Genomic DNA, 16,631 nt, shown 5'->3' with positions numbered 1-16,631 from the left:
GAGGGGACGATCCCTAAGCCGTGTCACCGGTCCGTAAGCACTCGATCGTTATGACCATCGTTACGATCAAGGCGCCCGCCGTCGCCCCGCCCGGCGTACGGTGGATCGCATGAGTCGTATCGTGCTGGGGGTTCTGGGCGTCCTGCTCGCGCTCTACGTGGTGTTCGGGTTCGTGCTGCCCGCCCTCTTCGGGCTGCTGAAGTTCGCACTCGTCCTGGCGGTGGTGGCCTTCGTGGTCGTCGCGCTGGTCACCGCGGTGGCCAAGTTCAAGAAGTGAACCTGCTGCTCGCCGTCCAGACCCTGGCGGTCTGGATGTTCGACGGCGGCGGTGTCCTGACGGCCGCCGCCGTGGTCGGGCTGGGCGTGTTCCTGCTCGCCTGGGCGTTGCGCCCGGCGCCCGTCACCTCGGGTACGGAGTCACGGTCGCCGATGTCCCGGCGCGACCGGGCCAGACGGACGATGTTCGTCCGGCAGCGCGACCCCGACGCGGCCGGGAGGTCCCGGCCCAGAGCACCCTCCGCGGGCCCGGCGCCCGCGTAATCCTCCGCGACCTCTCGCGATCCTCGCGCGCCCCGCGCGCACGTGACCGGCATGCCCCGCACGCGCGTGATCACCGTGTACACACGTGGTCACCGTGCCCCGGAGGCACCCGGCCGCCGTGCGCCGCGCGTACGCGTCCTGGAAAGACCCCGCGGTTCGCGGGCGCCTTCTGTGCCGTCTCCACTTCGCTCAGAAGGGCCCCTTTCATGTTCGACCCCGTCATCGCGTTCGTCGCCGGCCTCATCGCCGCGCTCGCCGAGCCGCTGGGCTCCACGCCTCCGGCGATCGTCGTGTTCACCGTCCTCGTCCGGCTGATGCTGCTCCCGCTCGGTGTCATGCAGGCCAGGGGCGAGCGGGCCAGGGTCCGCCTCGCCCCGGAGCTCCAGAGGCTCAAGAAGCGCCACGGCCGCAACCCCGAGCGGCTCCAGCGGGAAATGGCCGCCCTCTACGCCAGGGAGAAGACCTCACCGCTGGCCGGGTGCCTGCCGTCCGTGGCGCAGATGCCGTTCCTCATGGTGACGTACCAGGTGTTCGTCTCCTCGACGATCGCCGGGCAGGCCAACGCCCTCCTGACCCACGGGCTCCTGGGGGTGCCGCTCGGTCAGCAGTTCGCGAGCACGGTGGCCGGGTTCGGGCTGATCAGCGGCCCGACCCTGGTCTTCGCCGGGCTCTTCCTGCTGCTCCTCGCCGTGGCGTGGATCACGTCCCGCCGGATGCGGCGCACGATGAGCGAGGACGTGCAGCCCGCGGCGCTGCGCCGGATACTGCCCCTGCTGCCGTACGGGACCGTCCTGGTCGCCGCGGTGCTGCCGCTCGCGGCGGGGATCTATCTCCTCGTCACGACGGCCTGGACGGCCGGGGAGAAGGCCGTGCTGCACCGCCCGGCGCTCGCCGGGGGATGAGGGCGGGGCGCTGCCGGCCGACGGGGCGCCCGCGCAGGACGAAATGCTCGGAAACGTCTACCGCTGCGACCGGGACCGCCACCGGGCCGGAAACCTCGGCGTCCAGAGCGGGTGGTGGACTTCGTACCGAGGCGTCCCGCGGTACGACAAGTGGTTCCTCTACGTATAACGCGTTCCCCGATAAAGACGCCGCCCCGCCGGAAAACATTCACACCTGATTGAAGGCGTCATCCCGCCACAAAGCCTTCACACCGGACGCGAGGATGTCGCCCCGCCGGAGAAGTGCCTGGTCCCGTCCCGCTTCACGACATTCGAAGCGGGACGAAACCCGGAAAGAGGGTTATCCGCATTCCCTGAGAGCGGGTTCGGGAGCGGGAACGTGGCCGTTACCTACCGTGTCGACCGCCGTGACCACCGCCCATACCGTGGTGATGTCCCCCTCGTGTCTGACGCCCCAATTGGAGGCCAGATACTCGACGATTCCAAGGCCTCGCCCTCCCAGGGAGGAGAGCGTCGGGCGTCCCGCCCGCGGTTCGGTGGCCGCGCCACCGTCACTCACAGCGACCTCGACATGCTCCTCGGTCCAGCGCCACGACACTCTGATCTGTCCTGACGGCAACGGGTGGGCGTGACGCAGCGCGTTGCTCAGCAGTTCGCTGACCACGAGCACCGCGTCGTCGATGGCGGTCTCGTACACACCCCGTTCCTGCAGGTCAGAGCAGAGGCGCTGGCGTGCGACAGCGACGCTGGACGGTGCATACGGCAACAGAACGACGCTCGACGCACTCACCTCCCCGTATGCCTGTTCCCCCCTGAGGAACTCACCCCAGTACGACCGAAATGCCCCGTTAGATAGTCTTGGAAACCGAGCGTCAATTACAGCTTGTGCACATTCGACAATAGATCAGCACATCCGTTACCGACTCGTTACTGGTTCGGCGTGTCGATCAGGTAAGGGCGTCCGGCGTGTCGGCGATACGAAGGGCCAGCCTCATCCGGGTGCCGCCGGAGGGACGCGGATGCGCCGAGACCTCCCCGCCCTGGGCCCGCGCGAGGCTCCGCACGATGTAGAGGCCGAGACCGACCCCGCCGAACCTGCGGCGGTCGCCGCTTTCGGCCTGGACGAAGCGCTCGAAGACGCGTTCCCTGCTGGCGTGGGCGATACCGACGCCCTCGTCGTCCACCACCAGCACCACCCTGTCGCCGTCCACCCAGGCCTCGACCCTGATCAGGCCACCGTCCGGCGAGTACTTGAAGGCGTTCTCCAGCAGCTGGGCCAGCAGGATGTCGGTGGCCAGCGCGTCACCGGAGACCGGGGGCAGGTCGTCGGGGACGTCGACCTCGACCCGGTGCAGGTCCGACAGGATCGGCAGGCCCAGCGTGGCGGCCCGGACCAGCTCGGCCAGGTCGAAGCTCTCGATCCTGAGCGTGAGCTCGCCGGCCCCCGCGCGCGAGCCCAGCAGCAGGTGGTCCATGAGCTGGCCCAGCGAGCGGGCCCGCTCGGCGATGGTGTGCACGGCGGCACGGCGCTCGGCCTCGGCCATGCTGTCCCAGCGGCTGTCGAGCGTGCTGGCGAAACCGCGGACCACGGTGATCGGCGTGCGGAGCTCGTGGCTGGTGGTGGCGAGGAAGAGGTCCTTGGCCTCCTCCAGCTCCTTCGCGCGGGTGACGTCGCGGAAGTCGACCACGATCTCGCCCGTCTCCACGATCTCCGCGCAGAGCACGTCCAGCCAGGTGCCCGAGGGCAGCTGGATGCTGAGCTTGTCCCCCGGCCCCGGCAGCTGGAACGGCGGCGGCCCGCCGATCACCTCTGCCGCGTGGAAGCCGGTCAGCTCGCTGGCGGCCGGGTTCCACTGGACCACCCGGCCCGTGTCGTCGAGGACCGCGATGCCGTCGGCGCTGGCGTCGAACACCGCCCGCTCGTGGGCGCGCTGCCGCACGGCCTCCTGGTAGGCCATGGCGTTGCCCACGGCGATGCCCGCGTGACCGGCGAGGAGCTCCAGCAGCTCCAGCTCCAGGTGGCCCGCCTTGCGCTTGGCGAACAGCGCGTACAGCGCGCCGTACGACCGCCCGCCCATGGCCGCGAGGCCGAGCGCGATGGTGTGCAGGCCGGGCAACCGCGACCAGATCAGCCGGTCCAGCCGGTCCTGGTCGCCGGTCTCCAGCAGGACGGTCCTGCCCTCGCGCAGCAGCTTGCCGACCAGGCTGGTGCGGAGGTCGGCGGTCGAGTCGCGCATCGAGTCGGGCAGGTTGTGGCAGGCCACGAGGCGGAGCCGGTCACCCTCGATCATCACGAACCCGCCCGCGTCGGCCCCGGTCAGGTCGGCGAGGCTGGCCGCGATCCGGTCGAGCACGGCGGGCAGCTCCAGCTCGGCGTTGATGTCGGCGACCACGTCGGTGAGCCTGCGGACGAGCTGCGCCCGGCGGGCGTTGCGGTCGTTGGCGGTCTCGTCGTCCTGGGCCAGGTGGTAGACGCTGACGTAGCCGAGGAGGGCGCCGTCCGGCGCGGACAGCGCGGCGGTGTCGACCCGCACGTCGAGCAGGCTGCCGTCACGGCGGAACCGCTTGGTCCTCAGCGAGACCTGACCGCCGGTGCGGACCTTCTCCAGGACCGCGTTGTGCTCGGCCGTCAGCTCCTCGGGGACCACCGGCACCCGGCGGCCGACCATCTCGTCGGCCGACCAGCCGAACAGACGCTCGGCGGCGGGATTCCAGGCGAGAACCGTCTGCTCGCGATCGATGGCGACGATCGCGTTGGGCGCCGCGGCGACGACCTCACGGCCGATGCCCCCGTCACTGTCGGCCCTGTAGTCCACCACACACCCATAGTGCCGTCTCAACCGGTCTGATCTTGGCACTTTCGTCCCGCACGTGTTGCCACTGGCCGGGCGATCCGTCCGATACTCTGCGGTCACCACACACCTGGATACGAAAGGGTGGGGCCATGTCATCCGGCGACATCGATGCATTGCTACGGGTGACCTCGCCCGACTACGTCGGCACGAGCCATCCCGACATCGCGTTCGGCACGCTCGACGGCCCGCTGGGGCGTCTGACCCTCGCCGTGACGAGCAGGGGTGTGGTGGCCTGCAGCTACGAGGACGAGAACGTCGTCTTCGAACGGATCAGCAGGGAGGTCGGCACGTTCATCGGGCCGGACGCCCGGCGGCTCGACCCGGTGCGCCGGGAGCTGGACGCCTACTTCTCCGCCAGGCTCCGCGCCTTCACGACGCCGGTCGACCTGCGCCTGGCCACCCAGTTCTCCAGGACCGTGCTGCAGATGATGCTCGCGGTGCCGTACGGGACGGTGACGACCTACCTCGAGATCGCCGAGCGGATCGGCAGGCCGCGCGCGCTGCGCGCGGTCGGCAACGCGCTGGGCAGCAACCCGGTGTGCGTCATCGTGCCGTGCCACCGGGTGGTCGAGAGCGAGGCGGTCCTCGGCGGGTACGCCGGGGGCTCGGCCGCCAAGGAACGCCTGCTGCGCATCGAGTCCACCGCCGTGCTCCGCGGGCCCGGCGACGCGTAGACCGGTCCTTCCCGGGGCCCCTGACCGCCTCACGACCGCCACGACCGCCTCTGGCGACCGGAACGCCGGAAGCCGTACGGCGCGCGGTCAGGAGCGGCGACGGAGCGCGCCGAGCCCCAGGGTGACGAGACCCGCGACGAGGAACGCGGCGACGGACGCGCTCATCCACGGCTGCGGGACGAAGCCGATCGCGTCGCGGGCGCCCTTCCAGAACGAGGACCACCACGCGACCTCCGGGGCGACCGGCAGCGCGGCGAGCATCCACCAGGCCACGAAGCCCAGCACCCACGGGAGCACCATGAGCGGGCGCGAGGGCGCGGTCTCCGAGGTGTCCCAGCGCCTGTCGCCGCCGAGCAGGAAGTAGTCCACCGCGAGCACCGCGAACATCGGCACGAAGACCGCCCCGATGAGGCCGAGGAAGACGGTGTAGGTCTGGTCGGTGGCGAAGATCGCGAGGATGGTGACCAGCGCGCCGATGGCCACGGAGATGACCCGGCGGTCCAGCCTGGGCAGCAGGTTCTGCAGCGACATCGCGGTGGAGTAGACGTTCACGAACGACTGGTCGGTCTCGCGCAGCACCAGGATGCCGAAGAAGATCGGGCCGAGGGCCGCGGCCACGAAGGGGTCCCAGACCTGGCCGGGGTTGTTGCCGACCAGCGCGAGCGCCGCGATGCCGAGGACCAGGCAGGCCACCTGGGCGATCGTGTAGCCGCCGACGACCCCGGCGAACGCGGCCCTGCCGGAGCGGGAGAAGCGGGCGAAGTCCGCCGCGACCGGCACCCACGAGACCGACAGCGCGATCACGTAGTCGACCGAGGGGGCGAACGCCTCCCAGGATCCGCCGCCGATCGCCGGTCCCCGCTGGAACAGGGCGACCATGAACCAGATCATCGAGATCACCACGGCGGCGGTGACGTACCTGCGGAGCAGGCGGACCGCTCCCAGCGGCCGGATGGTCAGCGCGGTGGTGATCACTCCTGCGACGACCACCCAGACCGCGTAGGGCACCTCGATCCCGAAGGATCCCGCGATGGCCTGGGCGCCCTGGGAGATGACCCACAGCTCGAAGACACCCCAGCCCAGCATCTGGACGATGTTCAGCACGGTCGGCAGGTAGGAGAGCCTGGCCCCGAACAGCCCGCGCAGCAGGACCATCGCCGGAGCGCCGGTCCGCTGCCCGGGAATCGCGGCCAGGCCCACCATCGCGGTGCCGACGACGCTGCCCACGACGGCGGCCAGGATCGCGGCCACGAAGCTCAGCGGCCGGTCGCCGAGCGGATTGATCAGCGTGATCGCGCCGGAGAAGCCGAGCAGGCTGACACCCAGGTTGGCCCAGAGCGCTCCCTGGTCGAGCACGCCGAGCGCCTTGGGGGGAGCCTCGCCGAGGGTGAGGGGCGCCTCGGCCGCCCCGGGGTTTCCGGAATCGCCGGAACCCTTGGAATCGACGGCGGCAGACGTCATCACGCACACTCCCTACGCCGGCATTACCCGGACAGGTTCATGCGGTCGGCGGCGCGTCGGAGGTCGATGAGACCCTCTGCGTGTTCCGCCCTCTCAGCCCGGTTACGCCCGAGCTCCCGCGGTAGACATTCGCCCTGATTATGCCATTCATTCCTTTCTTGGCAAGAGTCTCGGCGGAGGCTCCCCCTCACGTCTCGGCGAGGGCTCCCCCTCGCACGGTTCGGACGGCTCAGGTGACGAGGGCGGGCGGCTCAGGCGACGAAGGGGTCCTGGCCGCTCTCGGCGATCATCGGACGCCCCGCGCCGTCCCAGGACCGCATGCCGCCGCCGACGTTGATCGCGTCCCAGCCGACGTGGTTGAGCCAGGCGGTGGCGTTCGCGGAACGGCCGCCGACCCGGCAGATCACGTAGACGGGCGCGCCCTTGGGCACCTCGTCGACCCGGGACTGCAGCTCACCCAGGGGAATGTGGACGGCGCCGGGCGCGTGCCCGGCACGCCACTCGTCGTTCTCGCGCACGTCGAGCAGGAACGCGTCATCCGGCACGGCCTGCGCCTCGACCTCAGGAACACTCATACGCCCATTGTTCCAACTCCTCCACCGGATGGGGCGCAAAGCCCCGTGGATGCCCTCATCCGGACCTTCAATTTCCCCTGATAGCAGGCCAATTCGGTACGTCCAGCCCTACCGGATCACCCGGTCCGCGGCGGCATCCGGGCAGCGGGGCGGACAAGGTCAGGGAACGTCCCAGAAGGCGAGTTCGTGAGCCATTCCCTCGGCGAACAGCTTCCCGGCCCTGCCCGGGTCCGGCGCCGCCTCGTCGATCATCACCGCGATGCGCCCGGTCAGCTCGGCGAAGGCCGGGTGGGCGTAGGTGTCGACCCAGGCGCGGTAGCGGGGCTCGGCGGGCGGATTCTCCGCCAGGGCGCGGCCGAGCGTGGAGTAGCCCCACATGCAGGGGTAGAGCGCGGCCAGGCCGTCGGCGTAGACGGCCGCGGAGTCGAGCAGGAAGGAGGTGTAGGCCGCGCAGGCCGGGCCCTTCCTCGCGCCGCCGAGGTCGGCGCCGAACTCGGCCGACAGCGACCGGTGCAGGCTCAGCTCCTCGTGGAAGGTGGCGTGCGCCAGGTCCACCAGGTCGCCCAGATGCCCGTCCGGGGCCTGCCAGGCGAGCCGCGAGAAGACGCGGACGTAGTCGAGCAGGAACAGGTAGTCCTGCTCCAGCCACGACCGGAACACCGGCTCGGGGAGATCTCCCCGGGCGATGCCCGCCACCGTCGGATGGGCGAGCTGCGCCTCGACGAGCGGGCGGCCGATGACGTGGAGTTCCTCAGAAACGCTCATGGGTCGGAGATTGTGTCAGGTCAGGGCGGCGGCTCCGAAGGAGACGCTGAAGCGCTTGCACCAGATGGTGACGGACTTCAGGCTGTCGAGGTCGGCCCCGGCGGGAATGGCGTAGTTGGCGTTGCCCTTGTTCCCCTTCAGGTCGCCGAGTTCGAGGTGCTTGCCGTCGTCCAGGTTGAACCATCCCGCGTTGCCCTTCTTGACGGGCTGGTCACTGAGCCAGACCCGCAGGTCCGGCCCGTCGGAGGTGTCCAGGTTCTCGATCCGCAGGACCCGGCTCCCGTCGGGCAGCTCCAGCACCCTCGCCCCGCCCTCGGTCTCGTGCTCGTGGGAGATGAACGTGCCCTTGGCCAGGACCTTCGGCTCCCGAACGGGCTCGGTGGCCTTGGCGGGCTCGCCCGGCTCGTCCTGCCGGGTGGCCACGGGGCCTGGGGACGCGGTCGCGGCGGGCAGTGCCTCGTTCACCTCGACGGTGGTGAACAGGCGCCATGGCTGGAACAGGTACAGCGCGACACCGAGCGCGACGGCGCCCAACGTCAGGACACCCCACGTGACGGGGTGCCGGAGCAGCCTCTTGACTCTCATCGCATACCTCCGGTGTGGAGACCCCCGGCCTCCGGCTACGGCGAGGAAGTCGAGACGTCCCTCCGGCCTCGGTGCCGACGCTATCCGCGATCCCGCCCCGGATCGCTTACGGAGTGCTTACGGCCGCGAGGCGCCCGCGACGTAGGGTCGGACGATGACGACGATCGCGGAGGAAGTGCTCCTGCTCGCGTACGACGAGGAGCAGGGCAGACAACTCATCGGCTCCTCGGAGCTGGACGCCGCGCTCGGCGGCGCGTTGCTGGCGGAACTGGCCGTCGGCGGCCGGATCGACCTCGCGGACAGGAAGGTCGCCGTTCTCGACGCGACCCCGGTCGGGGACGAGGAGCTCGACACGGCGCTGGCCAGGATCGCGGCGGAGTCCAAGGCGCGCAAGCCCGAGTGGTGGGTGCAGAGGCTCCACTCCGGCAAGCTCCGCTCCCGCCTGCTGGCGCGCCTGGCGGAGCGGGGCGTGCTGGACGAGGAACGGCGCAAGATCCTGGGGATCTTCCCGAGCACCCGCTACCCCGAGCGCGACCCGGGCGTCGAGCTGGCGATCCGCGAGCGGGTCCAGAGCGTGCTGTCCGGCGCCACCCCCGACGAGCGGGCCGCGGTGCTGATCGCGATCCTGCACGCGGCCAAGATCGACCGTAAGGCGTTCCCCGGCGCGAGCAAGGAACGGATCAAGGAGATCACCGAGGGCGAGTGGGCCGGCGAGGCGGTCTCCCAGACCATCGCCGCCGTCAACGCCGCCGTCATGACGGCCGTGATAGCGGGGGTCGTCGTCAGCACCGCCGGCGGCTGAGGTCGCCGGCCCTCGCCGGGCGGGCACTGTCACGAGGGTGCTCCGCCCGGCGAGGACGTCTGGTCCCGTGCCCGCCCCGCCTCCGCATAGTCGTCGCGTCGCCTCGCGGAGACGACCGGGGCGGGAGGGCCGGAGGAAAGTGCCGTGGACGGGAAGCGCCGGCCGGCGCCCCGGCCCGGGGGCCGGGGCGGGCCGTCACCTGCCGAGGGCGTCTTCGGGAACGGGCTTGTCCTGGGCCAGGGCCTCGAACATGCGCAGGGCCTTCTCCCGGTCCCACTTGACGACGGACTGGCCGTCGATGGTGGGCAGGGAGCCGATGGGCACGACCGTGGTGACCGGGTCGCCGCCCATGGCGAGGCCGAGGGAGAGCAGGTCGAAGGCGCCGGTCTCCTCGCCGACGGACACCGAGTCGGCCGCGCTCAGCGCGAGCGGGACGGACGTGAAGGGGTTGATCAGGACGCCGGGGCTGGCCGCCTTCTTCACCACCGCGGAGAAGAACTGGCGCTGGCGCTGGGTCCTGTCGAGGTCGGGGATCGCGCCGGTGGCGCGGGTGCGGACGTAGCCGAGGGCCGTCCCCCCGTCCATGGTCTGCAGGCCCTTCTTCAGGTTGATCCCGGCCTTGGGGTCCTTGATCGCCTGCTTGACGTTGATCTCGACCCCGCCGATGGCGTCCACGATCCCCACGAAGCCGCCGAAGCCGATCTCCATGTAGTTGTCGAGGCGCAGCCCGGTGACCTGCTCCACGGTCTTGGGAAGCAGTTGCTGGCCGCCCTGGAAGGCGTAGGCGGCGTTGAGCTTGTCGCTGCCGTGGCCGTCGATCGGCACGTACGAGTCGCGCGGGAGGCTGACCAGGGTCGGCCGGCCGTCGCCCTCGGGGATGTGCAGCAGCATCATCGTGTCGGTCCTGCGGCCCACGGCCTTGCCCGTGGCGAGCTTCTTACGCTGGGCCGCGGTCAGGCCGGCGCGGCTGTCGGAGCCGACCAGCAGCCAGTTGGTGCCGGGGGTGTCGGCGGGACGGCCCTCGTAGTCGGTGAGCGCCTCGATCTTGGTCAACCGCGAGTTGATCATGAAATATCCGCCGACGGCCAGAATGAGCAGCACGACGACCAGCCCGGCGAGGATCCGCACGATGAGCCTGCCGGGACGCTTCGGCCGCCAGCCGGGCATGCGCGACGCGCTCCCGCCGCCTCGGCCGCCGGAGTCCCCGGGCGGGGCCGGGGGCGCGTTCAGCGGCTTGACCGGGCCGGCACCCGACCTGGCCTTGCCGTACACCCGCCCGCCCCGGGGGGGCGGCACCTCGCGCGGCGTCTCCTCCTGGACGGGTGCCTCCCGCCGCGAGGACGCCGACTGCCGGACGGGCGTTCCCGGGCCGCCAGGCGAGGGGTAGGCGGGCTGCCCGGCCGCTCTGGGCGGCACGGGCCCCGGCGTGGGCGATCGCAGCGCGCGAGTGCGATCGTCGTCTTCGGGCCTGTCAGCCACGTCTTGTCCCGCCACTTCTTGATCTCATGGTGAAAACGTCATTGTCGACGCTACGTCTTGGTTCAGGCGCTTGCCGCCAGGTGCCCAAGGTTTCCCTATGTAAAAGTACTCATACAGGTTGTTAGCGACCAACAATGCGATCGTCGGCCGATCCGGAAACATCGACCCCCACCCGGATCGTTACGGTAGAGGACTACCTCTGCTCGAAAGGATGATCGTGTCCACTCCGGACCCGTGGAATACCTGCCCGTGCGAACGCACGGGCACCACTGAACCGACCGGGAGAGCCGCCCGGTGAACACGGCTCTGGGCCTGCTGGCCATCCTCCTGCTCACCCTCGCCACCGGCTATTTCGTCGCCCAGGAGTTCGCCTTCGTCGCGGCGGACCGCGGCGTGCTGCGCGAGCAGGCCGACTCCGGCGACGCGGCCGCGGCACGGGCGCTGGAGGTGACGGGACGCCTGTCGTTCATGCTGTCGGGCGCGCAGCTCGGCATCACCGTGACCGCCCTGCTCGTCGGCTTCATCTCGGAACCCGCCATCGCCACGGTCATCCGCCCCTGGCTGGAGACCGCGGGAGTGCCGCGCGGGGCCGTGCCCGGCATCGCCGTGGCGCTGGCCGTCGCGGTGGCCACCGTCATCCAGATGGTCTTCGGTGAGCTGGCCCCCAAGAACCTGGGCATCGCCCGTCCCGAGCCGGTGGCGAAGTTCCTCGCCCGCTCGACGATGATCTACCTGCGGATCGCCGGGCCGGTCATCCGCCTGTTCGACTCCGCCGCCACCGGCCTGCTGCGCCGGGTCGGCGTGGAGCCCGTGGAGGAGATCGAGCACGGCGCCAGCCCCGAGGAGCTGTCCCGGATCATCTCCGAGTCCGCCACCACGGGTGACCTGCCGCCGAGGCTGTCGGAGCTGCTGGGCCGCGCCCTGGAGTTCGGCGACCGCACCGCCGAGGACGTCATGGTGCCGCGCCCCCGCGTGGTGCTGCTGAGGGACGACCGGCCGATCTCCGACCTGATCGACGCCGTCCGCAGGCACGGTCACTCCCGCTATCCGGTGCTCTGCAACCAGAACGGCGACGACGTCGTCGGCGTCACCGGCGTCCGCGAGCTGCTCAGGTCGGGACTGGCCGACGGCACGCTGGAAAAGATCACCCGCCCCGCGCTCCTGGTGCCCACCTCCTCGCCGCTGCCCCTCGTGCTGGAGCGCATGCGCACCGCCCGCGACGACCTGGCGTGCGTCATCGACGAGTACGGCGGCCTGGCCGGCGTGGTCACCATCGAGGACCTCGCGGAGGAGCTCGTCGGCGAGCTCATCGACGAGAACGACCCGGAGCCCGCCGGGGTCGTCGCGGGCGACGAGGGCACCTGGGACCTGCCGGGCACGCTCCGGCTGGACGAGATCGAGCGGGCCATCGGCCTGCAGCTCCCCGAGAGCGACGACTACGACACCGTCGCGGGCCTCGTGCTCGCCACCCTCGGCCGGATGACCGAGCCCGGCGACCAGGTGACCGTCACGCTCACCTCGCGGAACGACCCCCTGGAGAACGACAGCGCCGACGAGAGGGAGGCCTCGCTCACCGTGCTCTCGGTGCACCGCAGGGTCCCCGAGTGGGTGCGGCTGTCGCTCACCGCGTCGCAGGACGCCGATCCCGGGGACGTCCCGGAGGCGAGAACCGGGAAAGAGGACCGACCGGCGATGACCGCGCCGCGGATGATCGAGCGTGGCCCCGAGACGCCCATGATCGAGCGGAGCGAGGCGAGGCGGCGATGAGCACCACCTCCGCCCTGCTGCTCGGCGTGGCCCTGCTGATCGGCAACGCCTTCTTCGTCGCCGCCGAGTTCGCGGTGATCTCGGCCCGCAGGCACCGCCTGGAGGAGCTCGCGGGCCGGGGAGGCCGGTTGACCCGGCTCGCCGCCCGCGCCGCCGTGCGCGGCGGCAGGGAGCTCTCCCTGATGCTGGCCGGGGCCCAGCTGGGCATCACGCTGTGCTCGCTCGGCCTGGGCATGGTGACCGAACCGGCCATCGAACACCTGCTGGAGCCGGTTTTCGGCGCGGTCGGCCTGCCCGAGTCGCTGCGGGTCCCCATCTCGCTCGTGATCGCGCTGGCGTTCGTCACCTTCCTGCACATGGTGATCGGCGAGATGGCTCCCAAATCGTGGGCGCTTACCCACCCGGAGGTCGCGGCGATGGGCCTGGCCCTGCCGTTCCGCGGCTTCACCTGGGTCGTCCGGCCGGTGCTCGCCGCGCTCAACGGGCTGACGAACGGGATCCTGAGACTGTTCGGGGTGCATCCCAAGGACGAGCTGGCCACCACCAGGACCCCGGTCCAGCTGGCGATGCTGGTCGGCGAGTCGGGCCGGATGGGCCTGCTCGACCGCGACGAGCACGACCTGCTCACCCGGGCCCTGCGGGTCCACCAGCAGCCGGTGGAGCGGCTGATGCTGCCGCTGGAGAAGACCACCTCGGTGCCCGCCGACGCGACGAGCGAGCGGATGCGCCAGGTCGCCGCACGCGACGGGCACCTGCGCATGCTGGTCACCTCCGGCAGGCCGGGCGACGTCCTGGGCGTGGTGCACGTCAGGGACATCCTCGTCCGGCCGGAGGCGAGCCCCGCAGAGCTCGCCCGCCCGGTGCCGCGCCTGGCCAAGGAGACCACGATCCCCGACGCGGTCTCCACGCTCCAGGACGCCCACGCGCACCTGGGCCTGGTCACCGACGGCGGCGGCGAGGTGATCGGCATGGTGAGCCTCACGGACCTGCTCGGCGAGATCCTGGACGTACGGATGCCCGCGAGCCGCTAGCGGTCCTCGCCGCTCCCGGCGTCCACGGGAGCGGCCGGATCGATCACGGAACCGGTGGGAGGACGACACGGGCCGGAGAAAGATTCTTTCTCCGGCCCGTGTTCTCTGTAAGTCCGGCCCGTGTTCTCTGTAAGCGTAACCAGACCCCGGCGAACCCCTGCAAGTCATCCGAAAGCGATCAGCAAGCGTGGCCGGGTAGAACCGATAGGCATGTCGTAGCGGTCCAAAAACCACAAGACCCATGCGTAACCCCTGAGACTTCTCTATAACGGAGCGAGCGACTACCTTGATCGATGATCGACTCGGCCCGCCACGAGACCTTACGGATGGCTCAGATGGATACGTGGTTTCCCAGGAAACGACAAAACCCCGGCCGCGATGCTCGCATGACCGGGGTGATGATCTTGTGGGCGAGGAGGGATTTGAACCCTCACGTCCTTTCGGACACACGGACCTGAACCGTGCGCGTCTGCCGTTCCGCCACCCGCCCTTGTTGGGTGCGGTCGAAACATTAGCACGGATCGGCCGGTACCCATGAACCCGGATACGATCCTCCTAGATGCGAAAGCGGAGCAGCTGGGTGCGAGAGAGCGAGGAACGAGCCAACGAGCCCCCAAGCGGCCGCGACCACATAGACGGAGGAGGGGAGGTACCCGGTGGGAGTCCTTCAGCGTTTCGAGCGGAGGCTCGAAGGTTTGGTTGAAGGGGCCTTTGCGCGGGCGTTCAAATCTGACCTTCAGCCGGTAGAGGTCGCCAGTGCGGTCCAACGGGAGATGGACGAGCGGGCGGCGATCGTCGCCCAGGGACGCACTCTCGTGCCCAACGACTTCGTGGTCGAACTGTCCACGACCGACAACGAGCGGTTGGAGGTCTACTCCGACAGCATCAGCCACGAGCTGGCCAACCTCGCCAGGGAGTACGCCAAGGAACAGGGCTACTCCTTCGTGGGGCCGGTCAGGGTCCGCTTCGAGACGGCCGACGACCTCGCGGTCGGCCTGTTCCGCATCCGCTCGGGCGTGATCCGTGGCGCGACGGTCGAGCAGGACGAGATCCGCCAGCCGGTGAGCGACGTGCCCGCCGCGAAACCCCACGCCTTCGGAGGCCGCCCCCGCCTGCTGGTGTCCACCCAGGACGACCCGCAGGGCCAGCGGTCCTTCGACCTGACAACACCGGTGACCCTGCTCGGCAGGGGCACCGACTGCGATCTGCGGCTGGTCGACCCGGGTGTGTCCCGGCACCACGCCGAGCTGCGAGTGGAGGGTCCCCTGGTCGCGCTCGTCGACCTCGGCTCCACGAACGGCACCTTCGTCAACGGCCAGCCGGTTCGCCGGGTCGAGCTCCAGAACGGCACTCGCGTGACGCTGGGGCGAACGACTCTGGTTTTCCGGCGCGATTAAAGGTAAACAGACGGTCCATGTCCGAGCTCACGCTGCTGCTGATCCGGCTCGCCTTCCTCGCGGTGCTGTGGTTCTTCGTGATTGCCGCGGTCGGTGTGATCCGGACAGACTTGTTCGGTTCACGCACGGCCGCCGCCGTCCCCGCGCGCAAGGCGCCCAAGCCGGTGAAGACCCCGGCCAAATCCAAGAAGGGGGAACCACGGGAGATGGTCGTCACCGGTGGCCCCCTCCAAGGCACCACCATTACCCTCTCGGAGACGCCCATCACCATCGGCCGGGCGAACGACGCGACGCTGGTAGTCAGCGACGACTACGCCTCCAGCCGGCACGCCCGGCTCTTCCCCCAGGACGGTCAGTGGATCGTGGAAGATCTCGGCTCCACCAACGGCACGTATCTTGACCGCTCCAAAGTCACCCGTCCGACTCCGGTGCCGCTCGGTGTTCCGATCCGCATTGGCAAGACCGTCATCGAATTGCGCAAATGACCATCGCACTCCGTTACGCCGCCCGCTCTGACGTCGGCCTCCTCCGCGAAGGCAACGAGGACTCCGCCTACGCCAGCGGCCGCCTGCTCGCCGTCGCGGACGGCATGGGCGGCCACGCACACGGCGAGGTGGCCAGTTCGGTCGCCATCGCCGAGATGTCCTTGCTCGACACGGACGCCCAGGGAGGTGACCTGCTCAGCGCCATCGAGGCGGCGGTACGCGACGCCAATCGCAAGCTGCACGAGATGGTGAGTCACAACCCCAGCCTCAAGGGCATGGGCACCACCCTCACCGCCATGCTCTGGTCGGGGACGAGGGTCGCCCTGGTCCACGTCGGCGACTCGCGGGCCTACCTGCTGCGAGCCGGAGAGCTCTACCAGATCACGCACGACCACACCCTCGTGCAGTCACTGGTGGACGACGGCCGGATCACCCAGGACGAGGCCGCCACCCACCCCCAGCGGTCGATCCTGCTGCGGGCGCTCGACGGCAGCGGCGAGGTCGACCCCGACCTGTCCCTGCGCGAGGCCCAGATCGGCGACCGCTACCTGCTCTGCTCCGACGGCCTGTCCGGGGTGGTGAGCGCGGAGACCCTGCACCACACGCTCTCCACGATCGAGGACCCCGACGGGGTGGTCCGCACCCTCATCGACCTGGCCAACCGGGGCGGCGGCCCCGACAACATCACCTGCGTCCTCGCCGACGTGCTGGAGGTGGACGAGACCCACGCACCGCGCACCGACGCGGCCGTGGTCGGCGCCGCCGGTTCCAGCATGCCGCGGTCACAGCCGCCGGACACCCCGGCGGGCCGTGCCAGCGCGGTCACCATGCCGCAACCCGTCATCTCCGACGACGACATCGACGCCGACGAGCCGATCGTCAGGGCCGCGGCCCGACCGGCCAAACGCCGCCGGCTGTGGCCTCTCCTGGCCGTGGCGGGCGGCGTCGTCGTCATCGGGGGCGGCTTAGGCTGGTACTTCGGCGGGCAGTGGCTGGAGGACCAGTACTTCGTGGGGGCCAAGGGCAACGAGATCGTGGTCTTCCAGGGTGTGAAGACCAACCTGGGCCCCATCGAGCTCTTCGACGTCGCCCGGAGCACCGCGGAGTCGATCACGACTCTCGGCGCGTTCCAGCAGGGCCAGGTCCGCGACGGCATCCCCGTCCCCACCGTCGAGGCGGGCCTGAAGAAGATCGAAGAGCTGAAGACGTCCGCGGCCAAAGCCGACGGGAAGGACGAACCGACCGCGTCCCCGAGCGCCTCCGCGTCCTCCTCGCCCCCCAGGGCCCCCGAACCCACAAGGTCACAGTAAAGA

The 16,631-nt window shown here is 70.3% G+C and carries 17 protein-coding genes, 1 tRNA gene and 1 riboswitch; of the genes, 10 read left to right on the top strand and 8 right to left on the bottom strand.

The window, feature by feature from the left end:
• The first annotated feature begins 109 nt into the window (after nucleotides 1-109).
• From AB0F88_RS24980 to yidC, 3 genes are all read left to right on the top strand, one after another.
• Nucleotides 110-277: a hypothetical protein gene (locus AB0F88_RS24980; RefSeq protein WP_344915193.1), complete on the top strand. Its 168-nt coding sequence runs from the start codon at nucleotides 110-112 to the stop codon at nucleotides 275-277.
• A complete protein-coding gene (locus tag AB0F88_RS24975) occupies nucleotides 274-540 on the top strand; it encodes a DUF6412 domain-containing protein (RefSeq protein WP_362688526.1) in 267 nt (88 codons plus the stop codon). Before AB0F88_RS24980 ends, AB0F88_RS24975 begins: the two co-directional genes overlap by 4 nt.
• A gap of 206 nt (nucleotides 541-746) precedes the next feature.
• Nucleotides 747-1,442: a membrane protein insertase YidC gene (yidC, locus tag AB0F88_RS24970; RefSeq protein ID WP_362688523.1), complete on the top strand. Its 696-nt coding sequence runs from the start codon at nucleotides 747-749 to the stop codon at nucleotides 1,440-1,442.
• Between the two features lie 340 nt (nucleotides 1,443-1,782).
• On the opposite strand, the gene AB0F88_RS24965 is transcribed toward yidC, so the two are convergent.
• On the bottom strand, nucleotides 1,783-2,232 hold the full coding sequence (locus tag AB0F88_RS24965) for an ATP-binding protein (protein ID WP_362688520.1): 450 nt from the start codon (nucleotides 2,230-2,232) through the stop codon (nucleotides 1,783-1,785).
• Between the two features lie 157 nt (nucleotides 2,233-2,389).
• A complete protein-coding gene (locus tag AB0F88_RS24960; protein WP_362688517.1) occupies nucleotides 2,390-4,261 on the bottom strand; it encodes a PAS domain S-box protein in 1,872 nt (623 codons plus the stop codon).
• A gap of 125 nt (nucleotides 4,262-4,386) precedes the next feature.
• On the opposite strand from AB0F88_RS24960, the gene AB0F88_RS24955 reads away from it, so the two are divergent.
• Nucleotides 4,387-4,971 (top strand): methylated-DNA--[protein]-cysteine S-methyltransferase, encoded by a 585-nt coding sequence (locus AB0F88_RS24955; RefSeq protein WP_362688514.1) that lies wholly within the window; start codon nucleotides 4,387-4,389, stop codon nucleotides 4,969-4,971.
• A gap of 87 nt (nucleotides 4,972-5,058) precedes the next feature.
• Here AB0F88_RS24955 and AB0F88_RS24950 read toward each other — a convergent pair whose 3' ends face one another.
• From AB0F88_RS24950 to AB0F88_RS24935, 4 genes are all read right to left on the bottom strand, one after another.
• Entirely contained in the window at nucleotides 5,059-6,432 is a 1,374-nt protein-coding gene (locus tag AB0F88_RS24950; RefSeq protein WP_362688511.1) for a cytosine permease, read from the bottom strand.
• A riboswitch (TPP riboswitch) is annotated at nucleotides 6,424-6,562 on the bottom strand. It overlaps the preceding gene by 9 nt.
• Before the next feature lie 121 nt (nucleotides 6,563-6,683).
• Nucleotides 6,684-7,007, bottom strand: a complete 324-nt coding sequence (locus AB0F88_RS24945; RefSeq protein WP_362688508.1) for a rhodanese-like domain-containing protein — start codon at nucleotides 7,005-7,007, stop codon at nucleotides 6,684-6,686.
• A gap of 159 nt (nucleotides 7,008-7,166) precedes the next feature.
• Nucleotides 7,167-7,772: a TenA family protein gene (locus AB0F88_RS24940; protein WP_362688505.1), complete on the bottom strand. Its 606-nt coding sequence runs from the start codon at nucleotides 7,770-7,772 to the stop codon at nucleotides 7,167-7,169.
• 15 nt (nucleotides 7,773-7,787) lie between these two features.
• Nucleotides 7,788-8,357, bottom strand: coding sequence for a DM13 domain-containing protein (locus AB0F88_RS24935; protein WP_362688502.1), 570 nt, complete (start codon nucleotides 8,355-8,357; stop codon nucleotides 7,788-7,790).
• Between the two features lie 154 nt (nucleotides 8,358-8,511).
• Between AB0F88_RS24935 and AB0F88_RS24930 the strand changes: the two genes are divergently transcribed.
• On the top strand, nucleotides 8,512-9,159 hold the full coding sequence (locus AB0F88_RS24930) for a GPP34 family phosphoprotein (RefSeq protein ID WP_362688499.1): 648 nt from the start codon (nucleotides 8,512-8,514) through the stop codon (nucleotides 9,157-9,159).
• A 195-nt stretch (nucleotides 9,160-9,354) separates the two neighbouring features.
• Here the strand turns inward: AB0F88_RS24930 and AB0F88_RS24925 are convergent, their stop codons facing one another.
• Nucleotides 9,355-10,575: an LCP family protein gene (locus AB0F88_RS24925; RefSeq protein WP_362688496.1), complete on the bottom strand. Its 1,221-nt coding sequence runs from the start codon at nucleotides 10,573-10,575 to the stop codon at nucleotides 9,355-9,357.
• Between the two features lie 357 nt (nucleotides 10,576-10,932).
• Between AB0F88_RS24925 and AB0F88_RS24920 the strand changes: the two genes are divergently transcribed.
• Both AB0F88_RS24920 and AB0F88_RS24915 read left to right on the top strand, forming a co-directional pair.
• On the top strand, nucleotides 10,933-12,405 hold the full coding sequence (locus AB0F88_RS24920; RefSeq protein ID WP_362688493.1) for a hemolysin family protein: 1,473 nt from the start codon (nucleotides 10,933-10,935) through the stop codon (nucleotides 12,403-12,405).
• A complete protein-coding gene (locus AB0F88_RS24915) occupies nucleotides 12,402-13,436 on the top strand; it encodes a hemolysin family protein (RefSeq protein WP_362688490.1) in 1,035 nt (344 codons plus the stop codon). The genes AB0F88_RS24920 and AB0F88_RS24915 overlap by 4 nt, the downstream gene beginning before the upstream one ends.
• 407 nt (nucleotides 13,437-13,843) lie before the next feature.
• Here the strand turns inward: AB0F88_RS24915 and AB0F88_RS24910 are convergent.
• Nucleotides 13,844-13,926, bottom strand: a tRNA-Leu gene (locus tag AB0F88_RS24910).
• Between the two features lie 166 nt (nucleotides 13,927-14,092).
• Between AB0F88_RS24910 and AB0F88_RS24905 the strand changes: the two genes are divergently transcribed.
• Genes AB0F88_RS24905 through AB0F88_RS24895 form a run of 3 tightly spaced genes read left to right on the top strand, consistent with a single transcriptional unit; the run spans nucleotide 14,093 to nucleotide 16,628 of the window.
• On the top strand, nucleotides 14,093-14,833 hold the full coding sequence (locus AB0F88_RS24905) for a DUF3662 and FHA domain-containing protein (protein WP_362688487.1): 741 nt from the start codon (nucleotides 14,093-14,095) through the stop codon (nucleotides 14,831-14,833).
• A gap of 17 nt (nucleotides 14,834-14,850) precedes the next feature.
• Nucleotides 14,851-15,318 carry an FHA domain-containing protein gene (locus AB0F88_RS24900; RefSeq protein WP_362688484.1) on the top strand — a complete coding sequence of 156 codons (468 nt, stop codon included), beginning with the start codon at nucleotides 14,851-14,853 and terminating at the stop codon, nucleotides 15,316-15,318.
• Nucleotides 15,315-16,628 (top strand): PP2C family serine/threonine-protein phosphatase, encoded by a 1,314-nt coding sequence (locus tag AB0F88_RS24895; RefSeq protein ID WP_362688481.1) that lies wholly within the window; start codon nucleotides 15,315-15,317, stop codon nucleotides 16,626-16,628. The genes AB0F88_RS24900 and AB0F88_RS24895 overlap by 4 nt, the downstream gene beginning before the upstream one ends.
• Nucleotides 16,629-16,631: the final 3 nt, after the last annotated feature.

Origin of the sequence: Streptosporangium sp. NPDC023963, assembly GCF_040639135.1 — a bacterium.
In the GTDB taxonomy this organism is placed as follows: Bacteria; Actinomycetota; Actinomycetes; order Streptosporangiales; family Streptosporangiaceae; genus Streptosporangium.
Note: the sequence above shows the minus strand (reverse complement) of the source record. Positions and strands in the feature narration are given on the sequence as shown.